The following is an 18,431-nucleotide window of genomic DNA, read 5'->3' as shown; positions in this document are numbered from 1 at the left end:
TGCCGCAGTGAGTACACTGGCAACCAGCGCCACACTAACCGATGTGATCAATCAGTTCAATAGCCTGATCCAGTCTCTGCAAAATGCCGGTATCCTTGGGAAGAGCTGATCCCGGGATACACACATAAGGAAAGCGGACGTATCACCAGTGGTGATACGTCCGCTTTTTTATATGGACTCTTAGTCCTTGGCAGCGCGATTAATGGCGGAAAGGATGCCTTTCAGCGGTGCCAGGTTGATATTGTGACTCATACCCACACCAAACCAGTCTTTACCATCCTCGTCCTGAAGGTGGATGTAGGCCACCGCCTGAGAGTCAGAGCCCTGCTTGATGGCGTGCTCTTTGTAGTCTACGAAAGTAAAACGATCCATCTTCTGGCCATGGATTGCATTGAAGAAAGCGTCGATAGGTCCATTGCCGGAACCCTGGACCTGGAAGGTGGTATCCGTATGCCGGAGTGTACCGGCAAAGGTGACGTGAGAGTGGCCCTCCTCATCGGTGAACTCTGCAAAGGAGTGACGCACCAGCTCATAGGGCTTGGTGGCATCTATGTAATTTTCCCGGAACAATTCAAAGATGCGCTCCGGCTTGAGCTCCGTGCCCACTCGATCCGTCTCCACCTGGACGATATTGCCGAACTCGGGGTGCATCGCTTTGGGCAGATCGAAGCCAAAGGTATGCTGCATGACAAAGGCGGCACCGCCCTTGCCGGACTGGGAGTTGATACGGATAATGGGCTCGTACTCCCGGCCCACGTCAGCCGGATCGATGGGCAGATAGGGAATCTCCCATTTGTCGCTGTGGCTCTCCTCCATGTACTGAGTGCCCTTATTGATGGCGTCCTGATGGGACCCGGAGAAGGCAGTGAAGACCAGCTCGCCGGCGTAGGGCTGCCGCTCTCCCACCTTCATCTTTGTGCAGCGCTCATACATCTCTTTGATCTTGTTGATATTGGAGAAGTCCAGCTTGGGGTCCACACCCTGGATATACATGTTCATGGCCAGAGTGACCATGTCCACGTTGCCGGTGCGCTCGCCGTTGCCGAAGAGGGTAGCCTCGATGCGCTCGGCGCCGGCCAGCATGCCCATCTCGGCGGTGGCCACACCCTCACCACGGTCATTGTGGGGGTGGAGGGAGATGATGGCACAGTCCCGGCTGGTCAGCTTAGAGATGAAGTACTCGATCTCGTCGGCAAAGTAGTTGGGCATGCAGTTCTCCACGGTGGTGGGAAGGTTCAGAATGACCTTGTTCTCCGGGGTAGCATGGAGGTGCTCCAGCACCGCCTGACAAATCTCGACTGCATAGTCCATCTCTGTACCCATAAAGGACTCCGGAGAGTACTGATAGCGCAGGTTCATGCCCTGCTCCAGCATAGGCTTGCTCATCTCATAGATGAGATCCGCAGCGTCGGTGGCGATCTTAGTGATGCCGTCCATGTCCATATGGAAGACCACCTTCCGCTGGAGCGTCGAGGTGGAGTTATAGAAGTGGAGGATCACATTCTTGGCGCCCTGGATGGCCTCAAAAGTTTTCTTGATGAGATGGGGGCGGGCCTGGACCAGCACCTGGATGGTCACATCGTCAGGGATATGGCCACCATCGATCAGCTCCCGGCAGATCTCATATTCCGTCTCAGAGGCGGAGGGAAAGCCGATCTCGATCTCCTTGACACCAATGTCTACCAGGGTATGGAAGTACTCCAGCTTTTCCTCCAGATTCATGGGGTCCACCAGCGCCTGGTTGCCATCCCGCAGGTCTACTGAGCACCAAATAGGGGGCTGCGTGATTTCCTTATCGGGCCAAGCGCGATGCTCCATTTTCAGCGGCACAAAAGGGATATACTTGTTCTCGGGATTTTTAATCATGTCCGTCTTCCTCCTTATGATTCCAATGGTCTGGTGTACGGGGACGCATGCCGGACAAATGAAAAACGCCCCCGACCTCAACGGTCAGGGGCGTATAACTCATACGCGGTACCACCCTGATTCGACCGCCGGTCACCCGTACGGTCCTCGTCGGCCTCCAGCAAGGCCCTGGCCGGTAACGCGGCCACGCGGCTCTCCCTACTGCGCCACCGGCGGTTCAGGAAAGCGGCTCAGGGATCAGTATCCACCTGTATGCGCCGTACCGGTTCACACCATTCACCGGCTCTCTGAACGGGCAATACGGGTCTTCTTCCCATCATTGCTTTTATGAGTTACATTGTAGAAGATTCTGGTCCGGTTGTCAAGCACAAAAAATTCATATTTTATCTCTTTCTTTTTGGGGTAACATACGTTATAGTGTGACCATAAAGGTTCGGCCCGTCTATACCTGTCCGACTGGATCCGACCGATATGATTGGAGTGATGATCTTTGGATTACAACGATTTTTACCAGAATGAGCGCCGGCAGGAGCAAAACATATTTACTGGATCCCTGTCGACCTACGCTGCGAAAACCTTCCTTTGGATGTTCTTTGGCCTGCTGATCACCTTTGGTGTGGCTGTGGGCGGCTATGTGAGCGGACTTACCATCTACGCCTTCCTCAGTATTCCCGCCTTCCATGTCATCGTCCTGGTAGCCGAGCTGGCAGTGGTTCTGATTCTCAGCGCCTGTATCCACCGTCTCTCAGTACCAGGCGCCACGCTTTTGTTCTTTGCGTACGCCGCGCTGACCGGCGTAGTCTTTTCCACCTATTTTCTGATCTTTGACTTGGCCAGTCTGGTGCTTATCTTCGCTGTCACCGCCCTCTACTTTGGGGCGCTGGCTCTGTACGGTTACTTCACAAAGAGTGATCTCACCCGGCTGCGCCCCATCCTGACGGGCGGTCTCATCTTCCTGATCCTCTTTGGCCTGCTCTCCCTTTTCCTCCCCTTCTTCTCCGGCCTGGAACGGATCTACTGCCTCATCGGCATCGCCATCTTCCTGGGCCTCACCGCCTATGACACCCAGCAGATCAAGGCCAATTACTACGCCTTTGGCCATGATGCTCAACTGGCCCAAAAAGCTTCCATCTATTCTGCGCTTCAGCTTTATCTGGACTTCATCAACCTCTTCCTCTATCTGCTCCGCTTTATGGGAAAGAGCAAGCGCTGAGTCCACAGGGGACGGTCAAATGACCGTCCCCAAATTTTTTCTGAAATTCGGAAAATATGCTTGACTTTCCCCGCAAACCTGATATAATAACATTCGTGCTCACGAGAGAGCAAAACAAAAAGCCAAGAGCACAAAACAAGATAGCGGGATTGTGTAAGGGTAGCACGACAGACTCTGACTCTGTTTGTGAGGGTTCGAATCCTTCTCCCGCTGCCAAAGAGAAGCCCTGAAACCACAACGGTTTCAGGGCTTTTGTCATGCAATGAAAGTGATAAATACCCCTATTTTTACCCCTCACAGGTTTACAAGGCCCTTTATGTACTCTTCCATACGGGCCGCGCTATCCTCTTTCATGCGCTCCGACACATGACCATAAACATCCAGGGTAAAAGCCGCCGTGGCGTGTCCCAGGTTACCTTGGACAGTTTTCACATCGTTCCCATTCTGGAGGGAGAGGACGGCGAAAGTGTGGCGGAGATCGTGCACCCGGCTATCTGGTGCGCCGATTTTGACGGCCAGTTTCTTGTAGTGATTGTAGACCGTCTGAGGGCTGAGGTTGCCTCCTGTCGCCGTGGTGAATACCAGGGCGCTTTTCTGCTCCTCTGCCGTATGCCAGCCCTCCCACAGCTCCCCCGCCTTGAGGCGCTGCGCTGCCTGCTCCCGTTTGCGGCGCTCCAGCAGATCCAGGACGAAGTGGGCGGGCCTGAGCGAGCGTGACTTGTCATTTTTCAGAGGGGCGAAGGTAAAGCCGCCGTCAGAAAGCGGGCGCTTCTGGAGCTGCTTGCAGACCTTCACAGCCCCCGCCTTAAAATCTATGCAATCCCAGGTTAGGCCGATTGCTTCCGACTCCCGCAAGCCGGTGAAAAGGATCACCTTCAAGAGAATTTCATACTCATCCCCGGCAGATACCCGGAGAAAGTCTTTCACCTGTTCATCTGTGAGCGGGTGAATTTCTTTTTTCTCTATCTTTGGCAGCGTGACCATCGAAGCGGGATTGCTTCGAAGATAACCCACCTGAACGGCGGTAGACAGGCATTTAGTAAGGATACCATGAATGTTGCGCACAGACTTTGCGGCCAGTCCATCCCGCTGGAGGCCGTTATAAAACGCCTGTATCTGAGGAGGTGCCAGCTCTGACAGCTTCACTGCACCTAGGCTGGGGACAATGTGAGTTTTGCATTGTGCCTTGTAGTGCTTGACGGTCAGATACTTTTTGTCCCCGGTGTACTCCTGGAGCCATATTTCTACCCACCGAGACAATGTCATTTTGGAAGGCTGAAAATAGTCCCCATTATCCAGGGCGGCCACCGCCTGAGATAATTTCTGTCTGACTTCTTTTTGAGTTTTCCCATACACAGATTTTCTAAGCTGCTTACCTGTACCGGGATCACGGCCCACAGTGTAGCGGGCCTCCCATGTACCGTCCGCTCGTTGCCGTATGCTGCCGGCGCCCTGTGCATTACGGGTTGCCTTTCGTGCCATCTCCATCCCCCTTTACACTGCATTCATCAACAATTTTCCAGAAGTATTCTTCAGCTACTTTTTTAATAATAGCTTTTCGAGTGAAACTACTGTCTATATTTGAATCATAACAAGTTAGTTCAGATATGAATGTCTCAGCACATCCGCTTAAATATTCATCAGCGGACATATAGTTTTCTAAAATAGATATAAGCTGAGGAAGCAAATGGTTGGAGATAATGGCACTTAAAAGCGAAAAATACCCTTCACCCATAGAGTAGTCAATATGAAGATGCCTGATTGCCTCCTCCGACAGGCCCGTTGTTTTATGTATGGCCTGTATAGTCTGACTTGGGGTTTCTACTTCTGTAAGGCCCAATAGATAATCTGCGGATACTCCCAGCGTTCGAGAAAGTCTTATGATAATTTCACTATCGGGCTTGCGGCTATCATTTTCATAATTTCCTAAGGTTTGTCTCGCAATTCCAACGGCTTCAGAGAGGCTATCTTGTGAATCATACTGACTTTTTAATCTTAATTTCTTTAACCTTGCCCCAAATGTTTCCTTCGTACTCATAATACCTCCAATATAGTTTGTCATTGTTGCACGCCCTTGACGCTTCGATATATTACAAATATAATATTATTGTAATTATTTGATTGCAATAAGTCAAGAGAATACAGGATTGAATTTCGTGTAATGGAGGTGTTGGCATGGAAAAATTGACCGTTACCGTGGATGAAATGGCGAAAATCGTTGGGGTTAGCCGCCCGACGGCTTATGAGCTGATCCACAAGGAGGGATTCCCCACTGTCCGTATTGGGAGGCGTATCGTGATCCCGCTCGACAGCCTTAAGCGATGGTTGGAGGAACAGGCTGGGGCGGTTGGTTAAAATGGCATGGGTGAGCGTACATAATGGGGTGAACGGCCCCAAATTGCGGAAATTTGCAAAGTCGGCGGGAATATCCAAAGCTGAGGCGCTGGGGACTCTCGTTACACTCTGGCTATGGGGACTTAATAATGCTAACAGTACCGGAGAAATCCAGGATGCCGACATAAAAACAATATCGGCGGCAATACCATCTGATATGCTTTCAGATGGTGTTGACAGCGAGCAACTTGTAAAAACTCTCATTTCTACTGGATGGATTGATGAAGTGGACGGAGCCCTGTTTCTCCACGACTGGGACGAATGGCAGGAGCAATGGTATAAGTTTCTAAACCGCAAAGCCTATGACGCCAAACGGAAGAGGGAAAAAAGAAACGGTCAATGTCCACCGGACGGTCCTGACGGACAGTCCGTAGGAACATCCGGGGAAAATCCGGTGTAACCGTAACCATAACCGTAACCACAACCAGTACCATAACAGAACCAACATGGAGAACGGGGGTACAGGGGGGAGATACGGATGCTCCACCAGAGAATCCAGTGGAGTATCCGGTGGGCAACAACGAAATTTCCCGGAAAATAGGACAACTATTTTTTACTTACTGTTTCGGTAATATTCTGATTTCTGGAGATGAAAGTATGAGCAGAAAGGGCCAAGGTGTTGTAACCGCTACAGAGCTTGACGCCTTGGCCCTCAGAGTAAGAGAGCGGGAGCCGGGGGCCGCCCTGGAGCTGTGGGAGGCTGTGCGGCGGTTCGTAGAGCTGAAGGCCCGGAAGAGAGCTGCCGCCCCCGGTTGCCGTTCCCAGACTGACGACCTCACACAAGCCGGATTTCTGGCTATGCTCGAAACGGCGGCACAGTATGAGCCAGGCGAAGGAAAGAGCTTTCTCTCTGCCCTCTCGTTTTCACTACTGAAGGCTTTTGCTGCCGAAGAGGGGATCAGGACAACCCGGCGGGATGCCTTGCAATATGCGGACAGTACGGAGGTAGCAGCGCACCGGGACGACCCAGAAGGGGAGACCGTTGGGGACCTGCTGCCGGATGATGGAGCGGCCCTTGCCTTCATGGGTGTTGAGTATGCGGATTTTCTGGACTACTGCCGCCGGGAGATCCGGGCAGCCCTGGACGCACTGCCGCCGGAATATGCGGCTTTGCTTAGGCTGCACTACCTGGAGGGCCAAACGCTGGAGACAGCGGCCCCCTTGTGCGGCTTTTCATCGAAGCAGACAGCAAGTGAAGCGGAGGAGCGGGCCTTGCGCCGCCTGGAACGGGGAAAGCACCGGAGAGAATTACAGGAATGCTTGACAGCCTTCGAGGACTTCGAGCAATACCATGAGGCGGCAAGGTATGAGAAATGGAAAACAGCCAGGATCAGCCGGACAGAGGCGGCGGCCCTGGTTAACAGCTGAAGGAGGACAGCCATTGACATGGAACATTTCACAGTGGAAGAACTGAAACAAATGGCGGAGGCCCAGCACCTGCTGGACAGCATGGAGGAAATAGGCCCGGAGCGGCGGCGTGAGCTTGTGGCAATCGTCCGGGCTCTGGCAGAGCTTGCCCGAGAGAATAGCGTAGCCCGTGAATACCTGGAGCGGCGGCTTGTGGGTGTGGCCCACTCCCTGCCATCTGAGGTAGAGACCTTCCGGGCCTGTTACCTGGACGGAGACCAGCGGGAGAGCGCCCGTAAGATTGGGCGGCGGCTGCACATGGATATATGCACCGTCCACAGACACAACCGCCGGGTGATGGAAGCTCTTCTTGCTCATGTGTTCGGGATTTACGGCGTATTCCAGGACAGGGCCGGCCGAGGGGAGAACGGAGCATGAACCAGAGACGGCAAGCCTTCTGTGAAGCCTACCTTGCGAGCGGGAATGCCACGGAGGCGGCCAGGAAAGCCGGGTACAGCCCCCAGAGCGCCCGGAGCCAGGGGCAACGCCTGTTGACTTTTGCGGACGTGCAAGAATACCTTGCGGAGCGGAACCAGGAGATCAGCGCCGCCAGTACCGCCCAGGTAGAGGAGATCCGCCAGTTCTGGTCTGCTACCATGAGGGACCAGGGGGCAAAGACCGGGGACCGGCTGAAAGCATCTGAACTTCTGGCAAAGACCTATGGTGCCTTCTTGGATCGTGTGGAGGTTGACGCAGAGGTAAAGACCCGGGAGCTCATGTCCGGAATGACAGAGGAAGAACTCCGTGCACTTGCCCAGCTCGATGGGGAATGGTGACCCCTCCACCGGCCTTTTCTGCACCTTGCCATATTTTTCCCAGCGTGATATGATATCTATACGCATCGAGCCACTTGCAGATGTATGTGCCAAGCAATACCCCCGGATAGGCCGCCGCCTTCCGGGGGTGTTTGCTGTCCATTTTGCGCCAGTATTGCAGAAAGGAAGAGACAGAAAGCGGAACTCCCCACGGGAGGCCATAGAAACCGCCTATAAGCGATTTTAAAGTTAAAGGCAGGAAAAGACACGCAAAAGCATTAAAAGCCCACAACGGGGCTTGCAGGGGCCAATACAGCAAAGAGCAGAAAAAGGCCGGGGGAACAGCCCCCGGCCCTTATACTGCCTATTCAGAGAAAACCTTGCTCAGCTCCACGAAGCAACCATCCAGCACATTGACTTTTGCCACATCCTCCCGCCCGTAGTCCTCACAGAGGCGAAGCAGCCCGCCGCCATTCTGTAAAAACACCTGTACGGCCTTGTTTTCGGTATCAACAATCCAGTATTCCCGAACCCCGGCCCGCTGGTACAGATCCAGCTTCACTAGCCGGTCATGTCGCCGTGTGGAGGGAGAGAGGATTTCCACAACCAGATCCGGCGCACCCTTGCACCCGTGTTTATCTAATTTGTCACCGTCACAGACCACGGACAAGTCAGGCTCGACCATTGTATCAACATCTTCCGGCCTGTCCCCGTCCTTCTCAAACAGGCGGACAGCAAAGGGAGCAGCATATACCCGGCACTTCTTGCCGTCCAAAAAATTAGCCAACTGCCGGAACAGCTCGCCGCTGATTTCCTGGTGGATCCTGGACGGTGGGGCCATCATGAACGGTTCCCCGTTGATGATTTCTATACGCCCCTCGCCTTCCCATGACAGACAGTCCGCAAAAGTGTATCTCATGTTCTCCGCCGGTAATGCCATAAAATCACGCCTCCTTTTCCAGTTTGCCACCGGCTGCCGGATTGATACCCAGGCGCAGGGAATTGTGATCCCGCTCCGTCTGAGTAACCACAGCTCGCTCCATAAATTGCTCCAGGGTCTCCCCTGTGGCTTCTGCGGCTTTCTGCGCAGTCTCCAGCGTATCGGGGACAAGAGATACCCCAACACTATCCTGCACAACTCCATGGGCTTTTGCAGGGTTTCCAGAGCCATCCCGCTCCATAGCTTCATCTATGGCCCGACCTATGAAGCCATTCAGGCTTTCACCCAAGGCAGCGGCGTGCGCCTGGATTTCTACCTTATGGCCCTTGTCTACACGCACTTTAATTTCATCATATGCTTTTGCGTTATAACGGTCTTTAACTATGCTGGATGTTCTCCCCATGTCATCACCTCCACAGTTATTATATCAGAATCAGCGCACTGGGTACAGTATGTAAATTTAACAAATCATACTGGGTACATTTGTTATTGTTGTCAATTTACATACTGGGTACAGTATGCTACAATAAGACCATATCAGGGGAGAACAGCCCCGGCGAAGGTGGACGGGTAACAGCAAGAACACCACAGAAGAGCGGACAGGGATATGGTAAGACGACCCCGTGAGGCGCACATAACGCCCCCCGCCGCCGGGCTCCCCAAAAAAGCAAAAAGCCCCAGGAGGGGTGGAAAGGTGGACAGTATGAGTATTCGTGAAATCGAGGCGAAGGCTCGGGAGCTGCGCCAGCTCCAGCAATTGATTGAGGAGGCCCAGGCAGAGGCGGAGGCCATTAAGGACCAGATCAAAGCTCACATGGGTGAGGCTGAGGAAATGCGGGCCGGGGAGTATAAGATCACCTGGAAGCCCGTGACCTCTTCCAGGCTGGACAGCAAAGCCCTGAAGGCCGCCGCCCCTGAGCTGGTGGAGCGGTTCACAAAGTCCTGTTCGTGGTATGCCTCCGTCTGCTCTAGGGGAGCAGTAAGGGATTCCTCCCGTTCCTCCATGCGGCAGTAAAGGGCGTGTGTGATAGACTCATAGAAATCCATAGTTCAAGTATTCCTTCCTGTATGTGTTCGCCGCTTGACTTTCAACGGCGTTGTGTTATACTCTGGGTGTTCATAGGCTTGCCGTCCATTTTGGTAAGGCTCCCGGCGGGGTAGTGGCCCGCCGGGAGCCGCTTTTTTACGCCACACAGAAGCGGCGGGCGGTGGAGGAGGCCGCCCTGGAAGCTGCGCTCTCTCAAGTGAAAGACACTGCAAACGCCGAGCGGGCATTGCAAGCCGCTCGCCGCCTGTGTGACCTGCAAGCTCATTTCTTTTACCGTGTTGGTCTCCAGGACGGCGTGAAGCTGGCCGCTTCCGATTTCCCGGTGTGTGGGATAGACAAGAATGTGTGCTGATGCTATTTTATCCGGTGGAGGCTCCACAGGATTATCTATGGAAAATCCATGGATAATCCTGCGGACTGTCCGCCGGACGCAAGGAAGGGGGAACAGATATGGCCTTCACCGAAAAAGAGCTTGAAGAGCTGCGGCGGTTTGATGCCCTGATAGATGCCTCCCCGATGACCTACAAGGACTATATCATTTCGGACTTTATCGAAGACATACTCTTCCCGGAACTGGAAAAGCAGCGGGCGGAAGCTCACCGCCGGTATCAGCGCCGGAAGGATCAGGCCAAGGCATACGCTCAGGCATACCAGGCCGCTCACCGTGAGGAAGTTGCGGCCAGGAAGAAGGCGTGGTACCAGGCCAACCGAGAGAGGATTCTTGCCAGCCAAAAGGAACGGAGAAAAGCCAGGAGGGAAACTGCATGACCCAACAAGAGCGTGTATCGGAACTATGGAAAATCCTGCGGGAGGACTACGGGATTGAAACCATGGAGCAGTTCTGGGAGGCATATTCCAAGCTCCCGCCTATTGACATTACGCCCTTTGTATTCCCCATGGGAACCACGACCGGACCGGAGCACCGAAAGCCATTTTCCACCCCTTAAAATACCCCTTAGTCAATAAGATTTGGTTGCCTACAATAATACTTGCTTGCACAAAAGAATGAAATTTTCTGAAAATTATAACGCAAAATAACGTGTTTTAATCTAAATCGTAGACAAACCTATAATTCGAATCCTTCTCCCGCTGCCAAAAAGAGCAAGCGCAATGCGCTTGCTCTTTTTATTTTTACGTGCCGCTAAACAACAATAAGAAACGCGGGTCCGATTTCACGGACCCGCGTTTTCTTTTGAGAGAGAGGAGGAGGTTTTGAATTGTGATCTCCCGACCACGGTTTTATTTTAGCACCTCTCCGCCCGGCAGGAATGGACAGATTTTAAATAGCTTGTAAATAAAATATGAACGGCTTCACTCACATCATCAGCTCAAAAATATCATCCTGGACGGAACGGAAATTTCCGCCATCCAGCCACCGCTGTACCTGCTCCAGCAGGAGAGGCTGGATCTCCGGGTAGGTCAGCGCCTCTGGCAGAGCCTCCATCAAGCGGCACTCTGCCATCTCACTGCCCTCAGGAAGCTCATTCAGCTCCCACACATCGGCAAAAAAGAGAGCACCAAAGGAAGGGTCCTCCTCATCCTGAAACACACCGTAGGCAGCCACAGGCTCCATCTGACACTCGGTAACACCAGTCTCCTCCCGGAGCTCCCGGGCTGCGGTCTCGTGGATATCCTCTCCGGGCTCCCGGTGTCCGCCGGGCAGCTCCCAGGTCTGCCGCTCCCTATGGCGGCACAAGAGCCACTTCTCCCCTACCCTGGCACAGATGACCGCATATTTTAGGTCACTGTCCAGCGCCTGGTCATAGAATTTGATTTTCATGCTGCGCCCCTCAGTTCAGGAAGTCCTTGAGCTTCTTGCTCCGGCTGGGGTGGCGGAGCTTTCTCAGGGCCTTGGCCTCGATCTGACGGATACGCTCACGGGTTACATTAAACTCCTTACCCACCTCTTCCAGGGTGCGGGTACGGCCGTCCTCCAGGCCGAAGCGCAGCTTGAGGACTTTCTCCTCCCTGGGGGTGAGGGTGTCCAGTACGTCAATGAGCTGCTCCTTGAGCAGGGTGTAGCTGGCGGCCTCAGAGGGCTCGGAAGCGTCCTCATCGGGAATGAAGTCACCCAGATGGGAGTCCTCCTCCTCACCGATGGGAGTTTCCAGGCTTACAGGCTCCTGGGCGATCTTCAGGATCTCCCGGACCTTATCCACCGGCATATTCATCTCCTCAGAGATCTCCTCGGGGCTGGGGTCGTGGCCCAGCTCCTGGAGCAGCTGACGGGAGACCCGGATGACCTTATTGATGGTCTCCACCATGTGGACAGGGATACGGATGGTACGGGCCTGGTCGGCAATGGCGCGGGTAATGGCCTGGCGAATCCACCAGGTAGCGTAGGTAGAGAACTTGTAGCCCTTGGTGTAATCAAACTTCTCCACGGCCTTGATGAGGCCCAGGTTGCCTTCCTGAATCAGATCCAGGAAGAGCATACCGCGGCCCACATAGCGCTTGGCAATGGAGACAACCAGACGGAGGTTTGCCTCAGCCAGGCGCTGCTTGGCAGCCTCACCACGCTTGATGGCACGCTTAAGCTCTTTCTCTTCCTCCGGTGTGAGGACGATCTCCTCGCCCTTCTTCTTTGCGCTCTCGATCTCCGCCATGCGCTCCTTGGCGGCATCGCCGGCACCCATGTCCTGAGCCAGACGTACCTCCTCGTCAGGAGTCAGCAGGTTTACCTTGCCGATCTCTTTGAGGTACATGCGCACCGGGTCGTCGATGCCGAAGGAGTCCACCAGGGTATTGGGGTCCACGATCTCCTCTTCGGGAATATCCTCGATCTCCTCCAGGCTGGGGACCTCATCCACCAGCTCAGGCAGATAGTCCTCCCCCGCGGTGTCGATCCCCATGTTCTCCATGGCATCATAAATCTTATCCAGCTGCTCGCTTTCCAGGTCCATCTCTTCCAGGACGTCCATGAGCTCGCTGGAGGACAGCTTGCCCTTCTTCTTTCCCTTATCCAGCAGCTCCGCCAGCTTTTCGGCACCCTGAACGCCCTCAACGACCTTCATCAGCTCCGCCTTGCCGGCCTCGATCTTCTCTCCACTGGTGACCTGGGCCTTCTTGGGAAGCTCAGCAGGCATATCCAGTATTCTCTTTCCACTCATGGACTCATCCTCCATATGCTTTTTTCTCAAGCAGCTTTTTCTGCATGGCCAGCAGTTCATCGGACTCCCCTGCCAGCCTGCGTTTTTCCGCTTCTGTCTCTATAATCTCTATGTAATCCCTCATGGCGCGCGCGCCATTCTGGAGAGATTCCGGTTGTGTCAGCACACCGCTCAGGTGGCTCATTTCGGTGGGCTCCAGCTCGCCGGCCAGAGCGGCCAGGCTGACGGTAAGCCCGTTGGTCCAGCGCTCCCGGAGCAAACGAAAAACCTTTCCCAGAAGCGGCGCAGAGAAATGCTCCGGGTCCAGGGCGGCCGTGCTGCCGAAAAGCTCCGGGTCCAGGATCACCAGCCGCAGGACGCCCTCCTCCGCCCGTGCAGAGCGGAGGTTGTCATAACGCAGTGCCCGCTCCTTGGGCTGGAGCTGGACCGCCGGCGTCAGGTCCCGGCGCTCCTGCTGCTTTTTCGCCTTCCAGCTCAAGCGGGAGCGCTCCCGCTTGACCTCCTGGGCCACCACCTCGGCGGTGACTCCCGCCATCTCGGCGCATCGGGCGCCGTAGATCTCCCGCTCCGCCGGGCTGGGCAGCTGGGCCAAAATGGGGACAGCCTCCTTCAAAAACTCCACTCGCTGGGCATCGTCGGTGAGGTCATATTTCCCCTTTACCTGGTCGATGCGGTATTCAATGTGGTTCTCACTCTGGTCCAGGAGCTTGGCAAAGGCCTCCGGGCCGTATTTGCCGATAAACTCGTCTGGATCTTTAGCCCCCTTCATCCGCAGGACCCGGACCTTCATCCCCGTCTTTTCCAGCAGCCCGATGGCACGCTGGGCCGCCGAGACACCGGCGCCGTCGCCATCGTAGGCGATGACCACCTCTTTGGTGTACCGGGAGAGAAGCTGTGCGTGGTCTGGTGTCAGGGCGGTGCCCAGAGAGGCCACAGCGCAGTCAAATCCAGCCTGGTGGAGGGACAGGGTGTCCATATAGCCCTCGGTCAGGATGATGCGGCCCAGGCGGGTCCTTTTGGCGATGTTCAGGGCAAAGAGATTGCGGCCCTTATTGAAGACCGGGGTGTCCGGCGAGTTGAGGTATTTGGGTGTGGAGTCGTCCAGTACACGTCCGCCAAACCCGATCACATCGCCCCGCAGGTCTATGATGGGGAACATGACACGATTCCGGAACCGGTCATAGACCCGGCCCTCCTTGCTGCGGACCACCAGTCCGGCCTCCAGCAGTTCACCCTTCTCATACCCCTTGGCGGCCATTGCGGTGATGAGCTTGTCCCACCCCTCCGGCGCCATGCCCAGACCGAACCTGGTCACTGTGGCCTTGGAGAGCTTCCGCTTGCCGAAGAGATACTCCACGCCGGCCTGCCCGGCTGGGCTGTGGAGCACGCTGTGAAAGTATCGGGCGGCCTCCTTGTTGAGGGAGAGCAGCCGCTCCCGCTTTTTGCGAAAGCCCCCATCTCCCCTCTCCTCCGGCACCTGCAGCCCCGCACGTTTGGCCAGAAACCGCACGGCGTCCGGGTAGGAGAGGTTCTCGATCTCCATGATGAAGTTGATCACGCCTCCGCCTTTGCCGCAGCCGAAGCACTTGTACATCTGACGCTCCGGCACCACATGGAAGGACGGGGTGCGCTCGCTGTGGAAGGGACAGCAGCCCCAGAGGCTGCCCCCCTTCCGGGTCAGGGGAACGTAGTCGGCCACCACGTCCGCGATGTCGCACCGCGCCATCAATTCATCGATGAATTGTGCCGGGACGGCCATGTTTCTCCCCCTTTCAGGCTATTTTTACCGCCATACGGCGGATTCATACCGTCCGGACCTCACTTGACGCCCCAGGACATGGGGATAAAGGCCGCGGAATACTTCTCCACCGCGTAATTGTCGGTCATGCCGGCGATATAATCGCACACCGCCCGCTCTACGCTCTCCCGCTCACGGATGTCCTGGAACTCCGGGGGAAGCATGTCCGGATCGTGGCAGTAGTATTCAAACAGCCGCATGAGCATGCCCTGCGCTTTAGACTCCTCCCCCTTCGCCACCGGGTTACGGTAGACGTGCTCGAACATGAACTCCCGCAGGTTATCCATGGCCTCCCGGCAGGCGTCCGACTGACGCAGGGCGCCAATGTCGGCGCTCTCCCGGATAATATCCGTGGTGAGGGTGTCAATGCGCTCGGAGTAAGTAAAGCCCAGCACGTTGGAAATTTCCAGCGGAATATCCATGGGATAGATGATCCCGCCCCGCATGGCGTCGTCAATGTCGGCGTTGATATAGGCGATCTTGTCCGCCAGACGCAGGATTTGTCCCTCCAGAGTCTCAGCCCGGTCGGGACCAGTATGACACAAAATGCCCCGCCGCACCTCATAGGTGAGGTTCAGGCCGTCCCCGTCGTTTTCCAGACGGTCCACCACTCGCAGGGATTGGACGTTGTGCTCAAAGCCGCCGGGCATGATCTCGTTGAGCACCCGCTCACCGGCGTGACCAAAGGGAGTGTGTCCCAGGTCGTGGCCGTAGGCGGCCGCCTCGGTCAGGTCCTCATTGAGCTGCAGCCCACGGGCCAGGGTACGGGCGATACGGACCACCTCGATGGTGTGGGTCATACGGGTACGGTAGTGGTCACCCTCAGGGTGCAGGAAAACCTGTGTCTTGTGCATCAGCCGCCGAAAGGCCTTGGAGTGGACAATGCGGTCGATGTCCCGCTGAAAGCAGGTCCGCACTGGGCAGGGTTCCACCGGTCGAGCCCGGCCCCTGGAGTCGGCAGACAGGCAGGCATAGGGCGAGAGGAACCGCATTTCCTGGGCCTCCCGTCGCTCTCGTTCCGTCAAGGCGTCTCACCTCCCTAGAAAAAGTTCTGAGGTGTTATACGCCGCGGGCAGGGAAAAATCCTGCTTGTCCGAGAAAAATTAATAGATTATTCATCATCGGCTCCGGTCTGGGGGCGGAGCTTCATTCAGTCCCTCTCCTTCGGGGGGATCAGAGGCGCCGCCCGGAAGTCCTGTCCGGTAACAGCGGGCGTCACCGCCCCGGCGGTGAGCTCCACCACCCGGTCTACAAAGGCCGCCTCCCCGCCCTCGGGCAGGAAAACAGTGAGGCCCACGTCGGCGGCATAGTCGGTCTCCCCCAGGAGACCTCCGGCCTCCTCCGCCTCCAGCTTAATCCGCTCCAGGAGATGATAGGGAAAACGCAGCTCGAGCCGGGACCACTGGCGGACCACCGAGATACCGGCGGCATCCAGGGCGTCCTTGGCACTTTGGGTATAGGCCCGCACCAGCCCACCGGCCCCCAGCAATATGCCGCCAAAGTACCGGGTCACCACGCAGACCTCGTCCACCACGCCCTCCCGCTGAAAGACGTTGAGCATGGGCTGGCCCGCCGTGCCCTGGGGCTCTCCGTCGTCGGAGTAGCGCTCGGTGCCGTCCTTGAGCCGGTAGCACCAGCAGTTATGGCGGGCATCATAGTGCTTTTTCTTGGTCTCCTCGATCCGAGCCCTGGCCTCCTCCTCGCTCTGCACATGCCATACATGGCCGATGAAGCGGGAGCGTTTTTCCACCAGCTCGGTCTCGGAGGATGCTGTGGGGATATAATACTCTGTCATGGCCGGTCCTCATTTCTGTCAGTTGTCCGTCAGGAACTGGCTCATCTGACCCAGGAGCTTGGGCGTGCAAATCGCCGTGACCAGGATGGTCTCGCCGTACTCCACTGACTCCACCTTGGCTTCCTTATACAGGGTGTCCAGCAGCCCGCCCTTGTCATAAGGCAGGGATAATGTCACACGGTGGGCGCCAGCGTCCAGACGGTCGCCGATCATGCTGCGGAGCCGGTCCAGCCCCTCCCCCGTCTTGGCGGAGACGGTGACGATGTCCTCCCCGTGGGGCAGGATGTCGCCGCTGTATCGGTCGCACTTGTTGAAAACATCGATCCGGGGCGTCTCCGAGGCTCCCAGCTCATAGATGAGAGATTCCACCACCGCCGCCTGCTCCCGCCACTCCGGGTTGGAGGAGTCAATGACGTGGAGGAGCAGGTCGGCGAAGGAGAGCTCCTCCAGGGTGGCCTTGAAGGCCTCCACCAGGTGATGGGGCAGCTTGGAGATGAAACCCACCGTATCCGAGATGAGCACTGTGCAGGTATCCGAGATCTCCAGGGTGCGGGTGGTGGTGTCCAGGGTGTCGAAGAGCCGGTTGTTGGCAGGGATATCGGAACCGGTGAGGGTATTGAGCAGGGTGGATTTCCCCGCGTTGGTGTAGCCCACGATGGCCACCACCGGCACCTCGTTCTTCTCCCGGCGGGTGCGCTGGGTGGCACGGACCCGGCGCACCTGTTCCAGCTCCTCCCGCAGCTTCTGGATTTTTCTGCGGATGTGCCGCCGGTCGGTCTCCAGCTGAGTCTCACCAGGGCCTCTAGTGCCGATGGCGCCCTCCTGCCGCTCCAGATGGGTCCACATGCCCAGCAGCCGGGGCAGCAGATACTGGTACTGGGCCAGCTCCACCTGGAGCCGGCCCTCTTTGGTTCGGGCCCGCTGAGCGAAGATATCCAGAATCAGAGCGGAGCGGTCCAGGACTCCCACTCCCAGCTCGTCAGAGAGCACCCGCTGCTGGGAGGGCGAGAGCGCGTTATCAAAGATGACCATGGTGGCACCGGTCCCCTGGACCAGCTCCTTCACCTCGGCCACCTTGCCCTCGCCGATGAAGGTGCGGGGGTCTGGGGTATCCTTGTTCTGGAGGACCGTGCCCACGCACACCCCTCCCGCCGTCTCCAGCAGGGCAGCGAGCTCCTCCATGGAGGACTCGCTGGCGTTCTCCTCCCGGCTCAGGCAGCCGGCGTTGAGTCCCACCAGGACGGCCCGGTCGATTTTTTCTTCGGTATGGTCAGTCATAGTACCTCCGGGACTGCGTCCCTTATTTCTTTCGATAGGCCTCCACGATCTTACCGATATACATCCGGTGGTAGTCCTTCTCAGGATACCACTTTTCATCGGTCTCGGGGTCCAGGAAGTGGGTGGGATCTATATCCTGCCAATACACCTTCCGGCACACCAGCACCAGCTCCGCCTCAGCGAAGTAGGGGGCGCCGCCTTCCCCGGTGCAGACCGTAAAGCCGCATTCCTTTACCTTATCTACCTCACGGCCGCTTTTGGAACCGCAGAGAGCCAGCGCCTTCCGGTACTCCGGCCCAAAGAAGGAGAGGGTAAAATAGTCGCTCCCCTCCACAAACTCATAGGTGTACCGCTGGGGACGGATGTAGCAGGTGGCCACGTCGCTGCCCCACAGCACCCCCAGGCCGCCCCAACTGGCGGTCATGGTATTGCAGTGCTCCGCCGTCCCCGCGGTAATGAGCATCCACTGCTCTCCAATGAGGGAGAATACATTCTGGTCCAGGCTCTTCACATCGCATTTTTCCAACATGTCTGCGCCCTCCTACTTCTTGTTCTTGTGTAAAGCAGTATATGCGAAAAGACCCGCGCCGAAACCGACGCGGGCCTCTTGAGTATCGTGCTTACTTCTTGTCCAGGCCGAACTTCTTGTTGAAGCGGCTCACGCGACCACCGGTGTCCACCATCTTCTGCTTGCCGGTGAAAAAGGGGTGACACTTGGAGCAAACTTCCACGCGGATGTCCTTTTTGGTAGAACCGGTCTCGATCACATTACCACAGGCGCACTTAATAGTGGTCTGCTGATAATTGGGATGAATACCTTCCTTCAT

The 18,431-nt window shown here is 56.3% G+C and carries 23 protein-coding genes, 1 tRNA gene and 1 other annotated feature; of the genes, 11 read left to right on the top strand and 13 right to left on the bottom strand.

What is annotated here, in order from left to right; all coding sequences use genetic code 11:
- Window positions 1-180 precede the first annotated feature (180 nt).
- Window positions 181-1,866 (bottom strand): 2-isopropylmalate synthase, encoded by a 1,686-nt coding sequence (leuA, locus tag E0E29_RS11255; RefSeq protein WP_130849934.1) that lies wholly within the window; start codon window positions 1,864-1,866, stop codon window positions 181-183.
- A gap of 83 nt (window positions 1,867-1,949) precedes the next feature.
- Window positions 1,950-2,195, bottom strand: a binding site (T-box leader).
- 161 nt (window positions 2,196-2,356) lie between these two features.
- On the opposite strand from leuA, the gene E0E29_RS11250 reads away from it, so the two are divergent.
- On the top strand, window positions 2,357-3,079 hold the full coding sequence (locus E0E29_RS11250) for a Bax inhibitor-1/YccA family protein (RefSeq protein WP_242622475.1): 723 nt from the start codon (window positions 2,357-2,359) through the stop codon (window positions 3,077-3,079).
- A gap of 142 nt (window positions 3,080-3,221) precedes the next feature.
- Window positions 3,222-3,295, top strand: a tRNA-Gln gene (locus E0E29_RS11245).
- 78 nt (window positions 3,296-3,373) lie between these two features.
- Here the strand turns inward: E0E29_RS11245 and E0E29_RS11240 are convergent.
- The gene (locus E0E29_RS11240; RefSeq protein ID WP_130849933.1) at window positions 3,374-4,561 is read right to left on the bottom strand and encodes a tyrosine-type recombinase/integrase; all 1,188 of its coding nucleotides are present in this window, start codon (window positions 4,559-4,561) and stop codon (window positions 3,374-3,376) included.
- Window positions 4,539-5,117 (bottom strand): helix-turn-helix domain-containing protein, encoded by a 579-nt coding sequence (locus E0E29_RS11235; protein WP_165449879.1) that lies wholly within the window; start codon window positions 5,115-5,117, stop codon window positions 4,539-4,541. Before E0E29_RS11235 ends, E0E29_RS11240 begins: the two co-directional genes overlap by 23 nt.
- Before the next feature lie 137 nt (window positions 5,118-5,254).
- Between E0E29_RS11235 and E0E29_RS11230 the strand changes: the two genes are divergently transcribed.
- From E0E29_RS11230 to E0E29_RS11210, 5 genes are all read left to right on the top strand, one after another.
- Window positions 5,255-5,434 (top strand): helix-turn-helix domain-containing protein, encoded by a 180-nt coding sequence (locus tag E0E29_RS11230; protein ID WP_130849931.1) that lies wholly within the window; start codon window positions 5,255-5,257, stop codon window positions 5,432-5,434.
- Between the two features lies 1 nt (window position 5,435).
- Window positions 5,436-5,873: a hypothetical protein gene (locus tag E0E29_RS11225; RefSeq protein WP_130849930.1), complete on the top strand. Its 438-nt coding sequence runs from the start codon at window positions 5,436-5,438 to the stop codon at window positions 5,871-5,873.
- A gap of 197 nt (window positions 5,874-6,070) precedes the next feature.
- Window positions 6,071-6,841, top strand: coding sequence for a sigma-70 family RNA polymerase sigma factor (locus E0E29_RS11220; protein ID WP_130849929.1), 771 nt, complete (start codon window positions 6,071-6,073; stop codon window positions 6,839-6,841).
- 18 nt (window positions 6,842-6,859) lie between these two features.
- Window positions 6,860-7,258, top strand: a complete 399-nt coding sequence (locus E0E29_RS11215) for a hypothetical protein (RefSeq protein WP_130849928.1) — start codon at window positions 6,860-6,862, stop codon at window positions 7,256-7,258.
- Entirely contained in the window at window positions 7,255-7,656 is a 402-nt protein-coding gene (locus E0E29_RS11210) for a terminase small subunit (RefSeq protein ID WP_165449878.1), read from the top strand. The genes E0E29_RS11215 and E0E29_RS11210 overlap by 4 nt, the downstream gene beginning before the upstream one ends.
- A 343-nt stretch (window positions 7,657-7,999) precedes the next feature.
- Here E0E29_RS11210 and E0E29_RS11205 read toward each other — a convergent pair whose 3' ends face one another.
- Both E0E29_RS11205 and E0E29_RS18745 read right to left on the bottom strand, forming a co-directional pair.
- Window positions 8,000-8,575 carry a Uma2 family endonuclease gene (locus E0E29_RS11205; RefSeq protein ID WP_130849926.1) on the bottom strand — a complete coding sequence of 192 codons (576 nt, stop codon included), beginning with the start codon at window positions 8,573-8,575 and terminating at the stop codon, window positions 8,000-8,002.
- Between the two features lie 4 nt (window positions 8,576-8,579).
- Window positions 8,580-8,978 carry a hypothetical protein gene (locus E0E29_RS18745; protein WP_242622474.1) on the bottom strand — a complete coding sequence of 133 codons (399 nt, stop codon included), beginning with the start codon at window positions 8,976-8,978 and terminating at the stop codon, window positions 8,580-8,582.
- Window positions 8,979-9,278: 300 nt separating this feature from the next.
- Between E0E29_RS18745 and E0E29_RS11195 the strand changes: the two genes are divergently transcribed.
- The 4 genes from E0E29_RS11195 to E0E29_RS11180 all read left to right on the top strand — a co-directional run bounded on the left by E0E29_RS11195 (window position 9,279) and on the right by E0E29_RS11180 (window position 10,570).
- The gene (locus E0E29_RS11195; protein ID WP_130849925.1) at window positions 9,279-9,590 is read left to right on the top strand and encodes a hypothetical protein; all 312 of its coding nucleotides are present in this window, start codon (window positions 9,279-9,281) and stop codon (window positions 9,588-9,590) included.
- Window positions 9,591-9,783: 193 nt separating this feature from the next.
- On the top strand, window positions 9,784-9,975 hold the full coding sequence (locus E0E29_RS18450) for a hypothetical protein (protein WP_130849924.1): 192 nt from the start codon (window positions 9,784-9,786) through the stop codon (window positions 9,973-9,975).
- A gap of 98 nt (window positions 9,976-10,073) precedes the next feature.
- Complete coding sequence (locus E0E29_RS11185; RefSeq protein ID WP_130849923.1) at window positions 10,074-10,391, top strand: hypothetical protein; 318 nt, start codon at window positions 10,074-10,076, stop codon at window positions 10,389-10,391.
- Window positions 10,388-10,570, top strand: a complete 183-nt coding sequence (locus tag E0E29_RS11180) for a hypothetical protein (RefSeq protein WP_130849922.1) — start codon at window positions 10,388-10,390, stop codon at window positions 10,568-10,570. Before E0E29_RS11185 ends, E0E29_RS11180 begins: the two co-directional genes overlap by 4 nt.
- Before the next feature lie 368 nt (window positions 10,571-10,938).
- Here the strand turns inward: E0E29_RS11180 and E0E29_RS11175 are convergent, their stop codons facing one another.
- The 8 genes from E0E29_RS11175 to rpmE form a co-directional block, all read right to left on the bottom strand.
- Window positions 10,939-11,403 (bottom strand): NUDIX hydrolase, encoded by a 465-nt coding sequence (locus E0E29_RS11175; RefSeq protein WP_130849921.1) that lies wholly within the window; start codon window positions 11,401-11,403, stop codon window positions 10,939-10,941.
- Window positions 11,404-11,413: 10 nt separating this feature from the next.
- A complete protein-coding gene (gene rpoD / locus E0E29_RS11170) occupies window positions 11,414-12,709 on the bottom strand; it encodes an RNA polymerase sigma factor RpoD (protein WP_417093068.1) in 1,296 nt (431 codons plus the stop codon).
- Window positions 12,710-12,737: 28 nt separating this feature from the next.
- On the bottom strand, window positions 12,738-14,492 hold the full coding sequence (gene dnaG, locus E0E29_RS11165; protein ID WP_130849920.1) for a DNA primase: 1,755 nt from the start codon (window positions 14,490-14,492) through the stop codon (window positions 12,738-12,740).
- Between the two features lie 59 nt (window positions 14,493-14,551).
- Entirely contained in the window at window positions 14,552-15,556 is a 1,005-nt protein-coding gene (locus E0E29_RS11160; RefSeq protein WP_130849919.1) for a deoxyguanosinetriphosphate triphosphohydrolase, read from the bottom strand.
- Between the two features lie 125 nt (window positions 15,557-15,681).
- On the bottom strand, window positions 15,682-16,326 hold the full coding sequence (locus E0E29_RS11155) for a YigZ family protein (RefSeq protein ID WP_130849918.1): 645 nt from the start codon (window positions 16,324-16,326) through the stop codon (window positions 15,682-15,684).
- Between the two features lie 18 nt (window positions 16,327-16,344).
- Window positions 16,345-17,604 (bottom strand): GTPase HflX, encoded by a 1,260-nt coding sequence (gene hflX / locus E0E29_RS11150; RefSeq protein ID WP_130849917.1) that lies wholly within the window; start codon window positions 17,602-17,604, stop codon window positions 16,345-16,347.
- Window positions 17,605-17,626: 22 nt separating this feature from the next.
- On the bottom strand, window positions 17,627-18,133 hold the full coding sequence (locus E0E29_RS11145; protein WP_130849916.1) for a flavin reductase family protein: 507 nt from the start codon (window positions 18,131-18,133) through the stop codon (window positions 17,627-17,629).
- A gap of 91 nt (window positions 18,134-18,224) precedes the next feature.
- Window positions 18,225-18,431 (bottom strand): 50S ribosomal protein L31, encoded by a 207-nt coding sequence (rpmE, locus tag E0E29_RS11140; protein ID WP_130849915.1) that lies wholly within the window; start codon window positions 18,429-18,431, stop codon window positions 18,225-18,227.

Origin of the sequence: Intestinimonas timonensis (assembly GCF_900626145.1) — a bacterium.
GTDB classification, from domain to species: domain Bacteria; phylum Bacillota; class Clostridia; order Oscillospirales; family Oscillospiraceae; genus Intestinimonas; species Intestinimonas aquisgranensis.
Note: the sequence above shows the minus strand (reverse complement) of the source record. Positions and strands in the feature narration are given on the sequence as shown.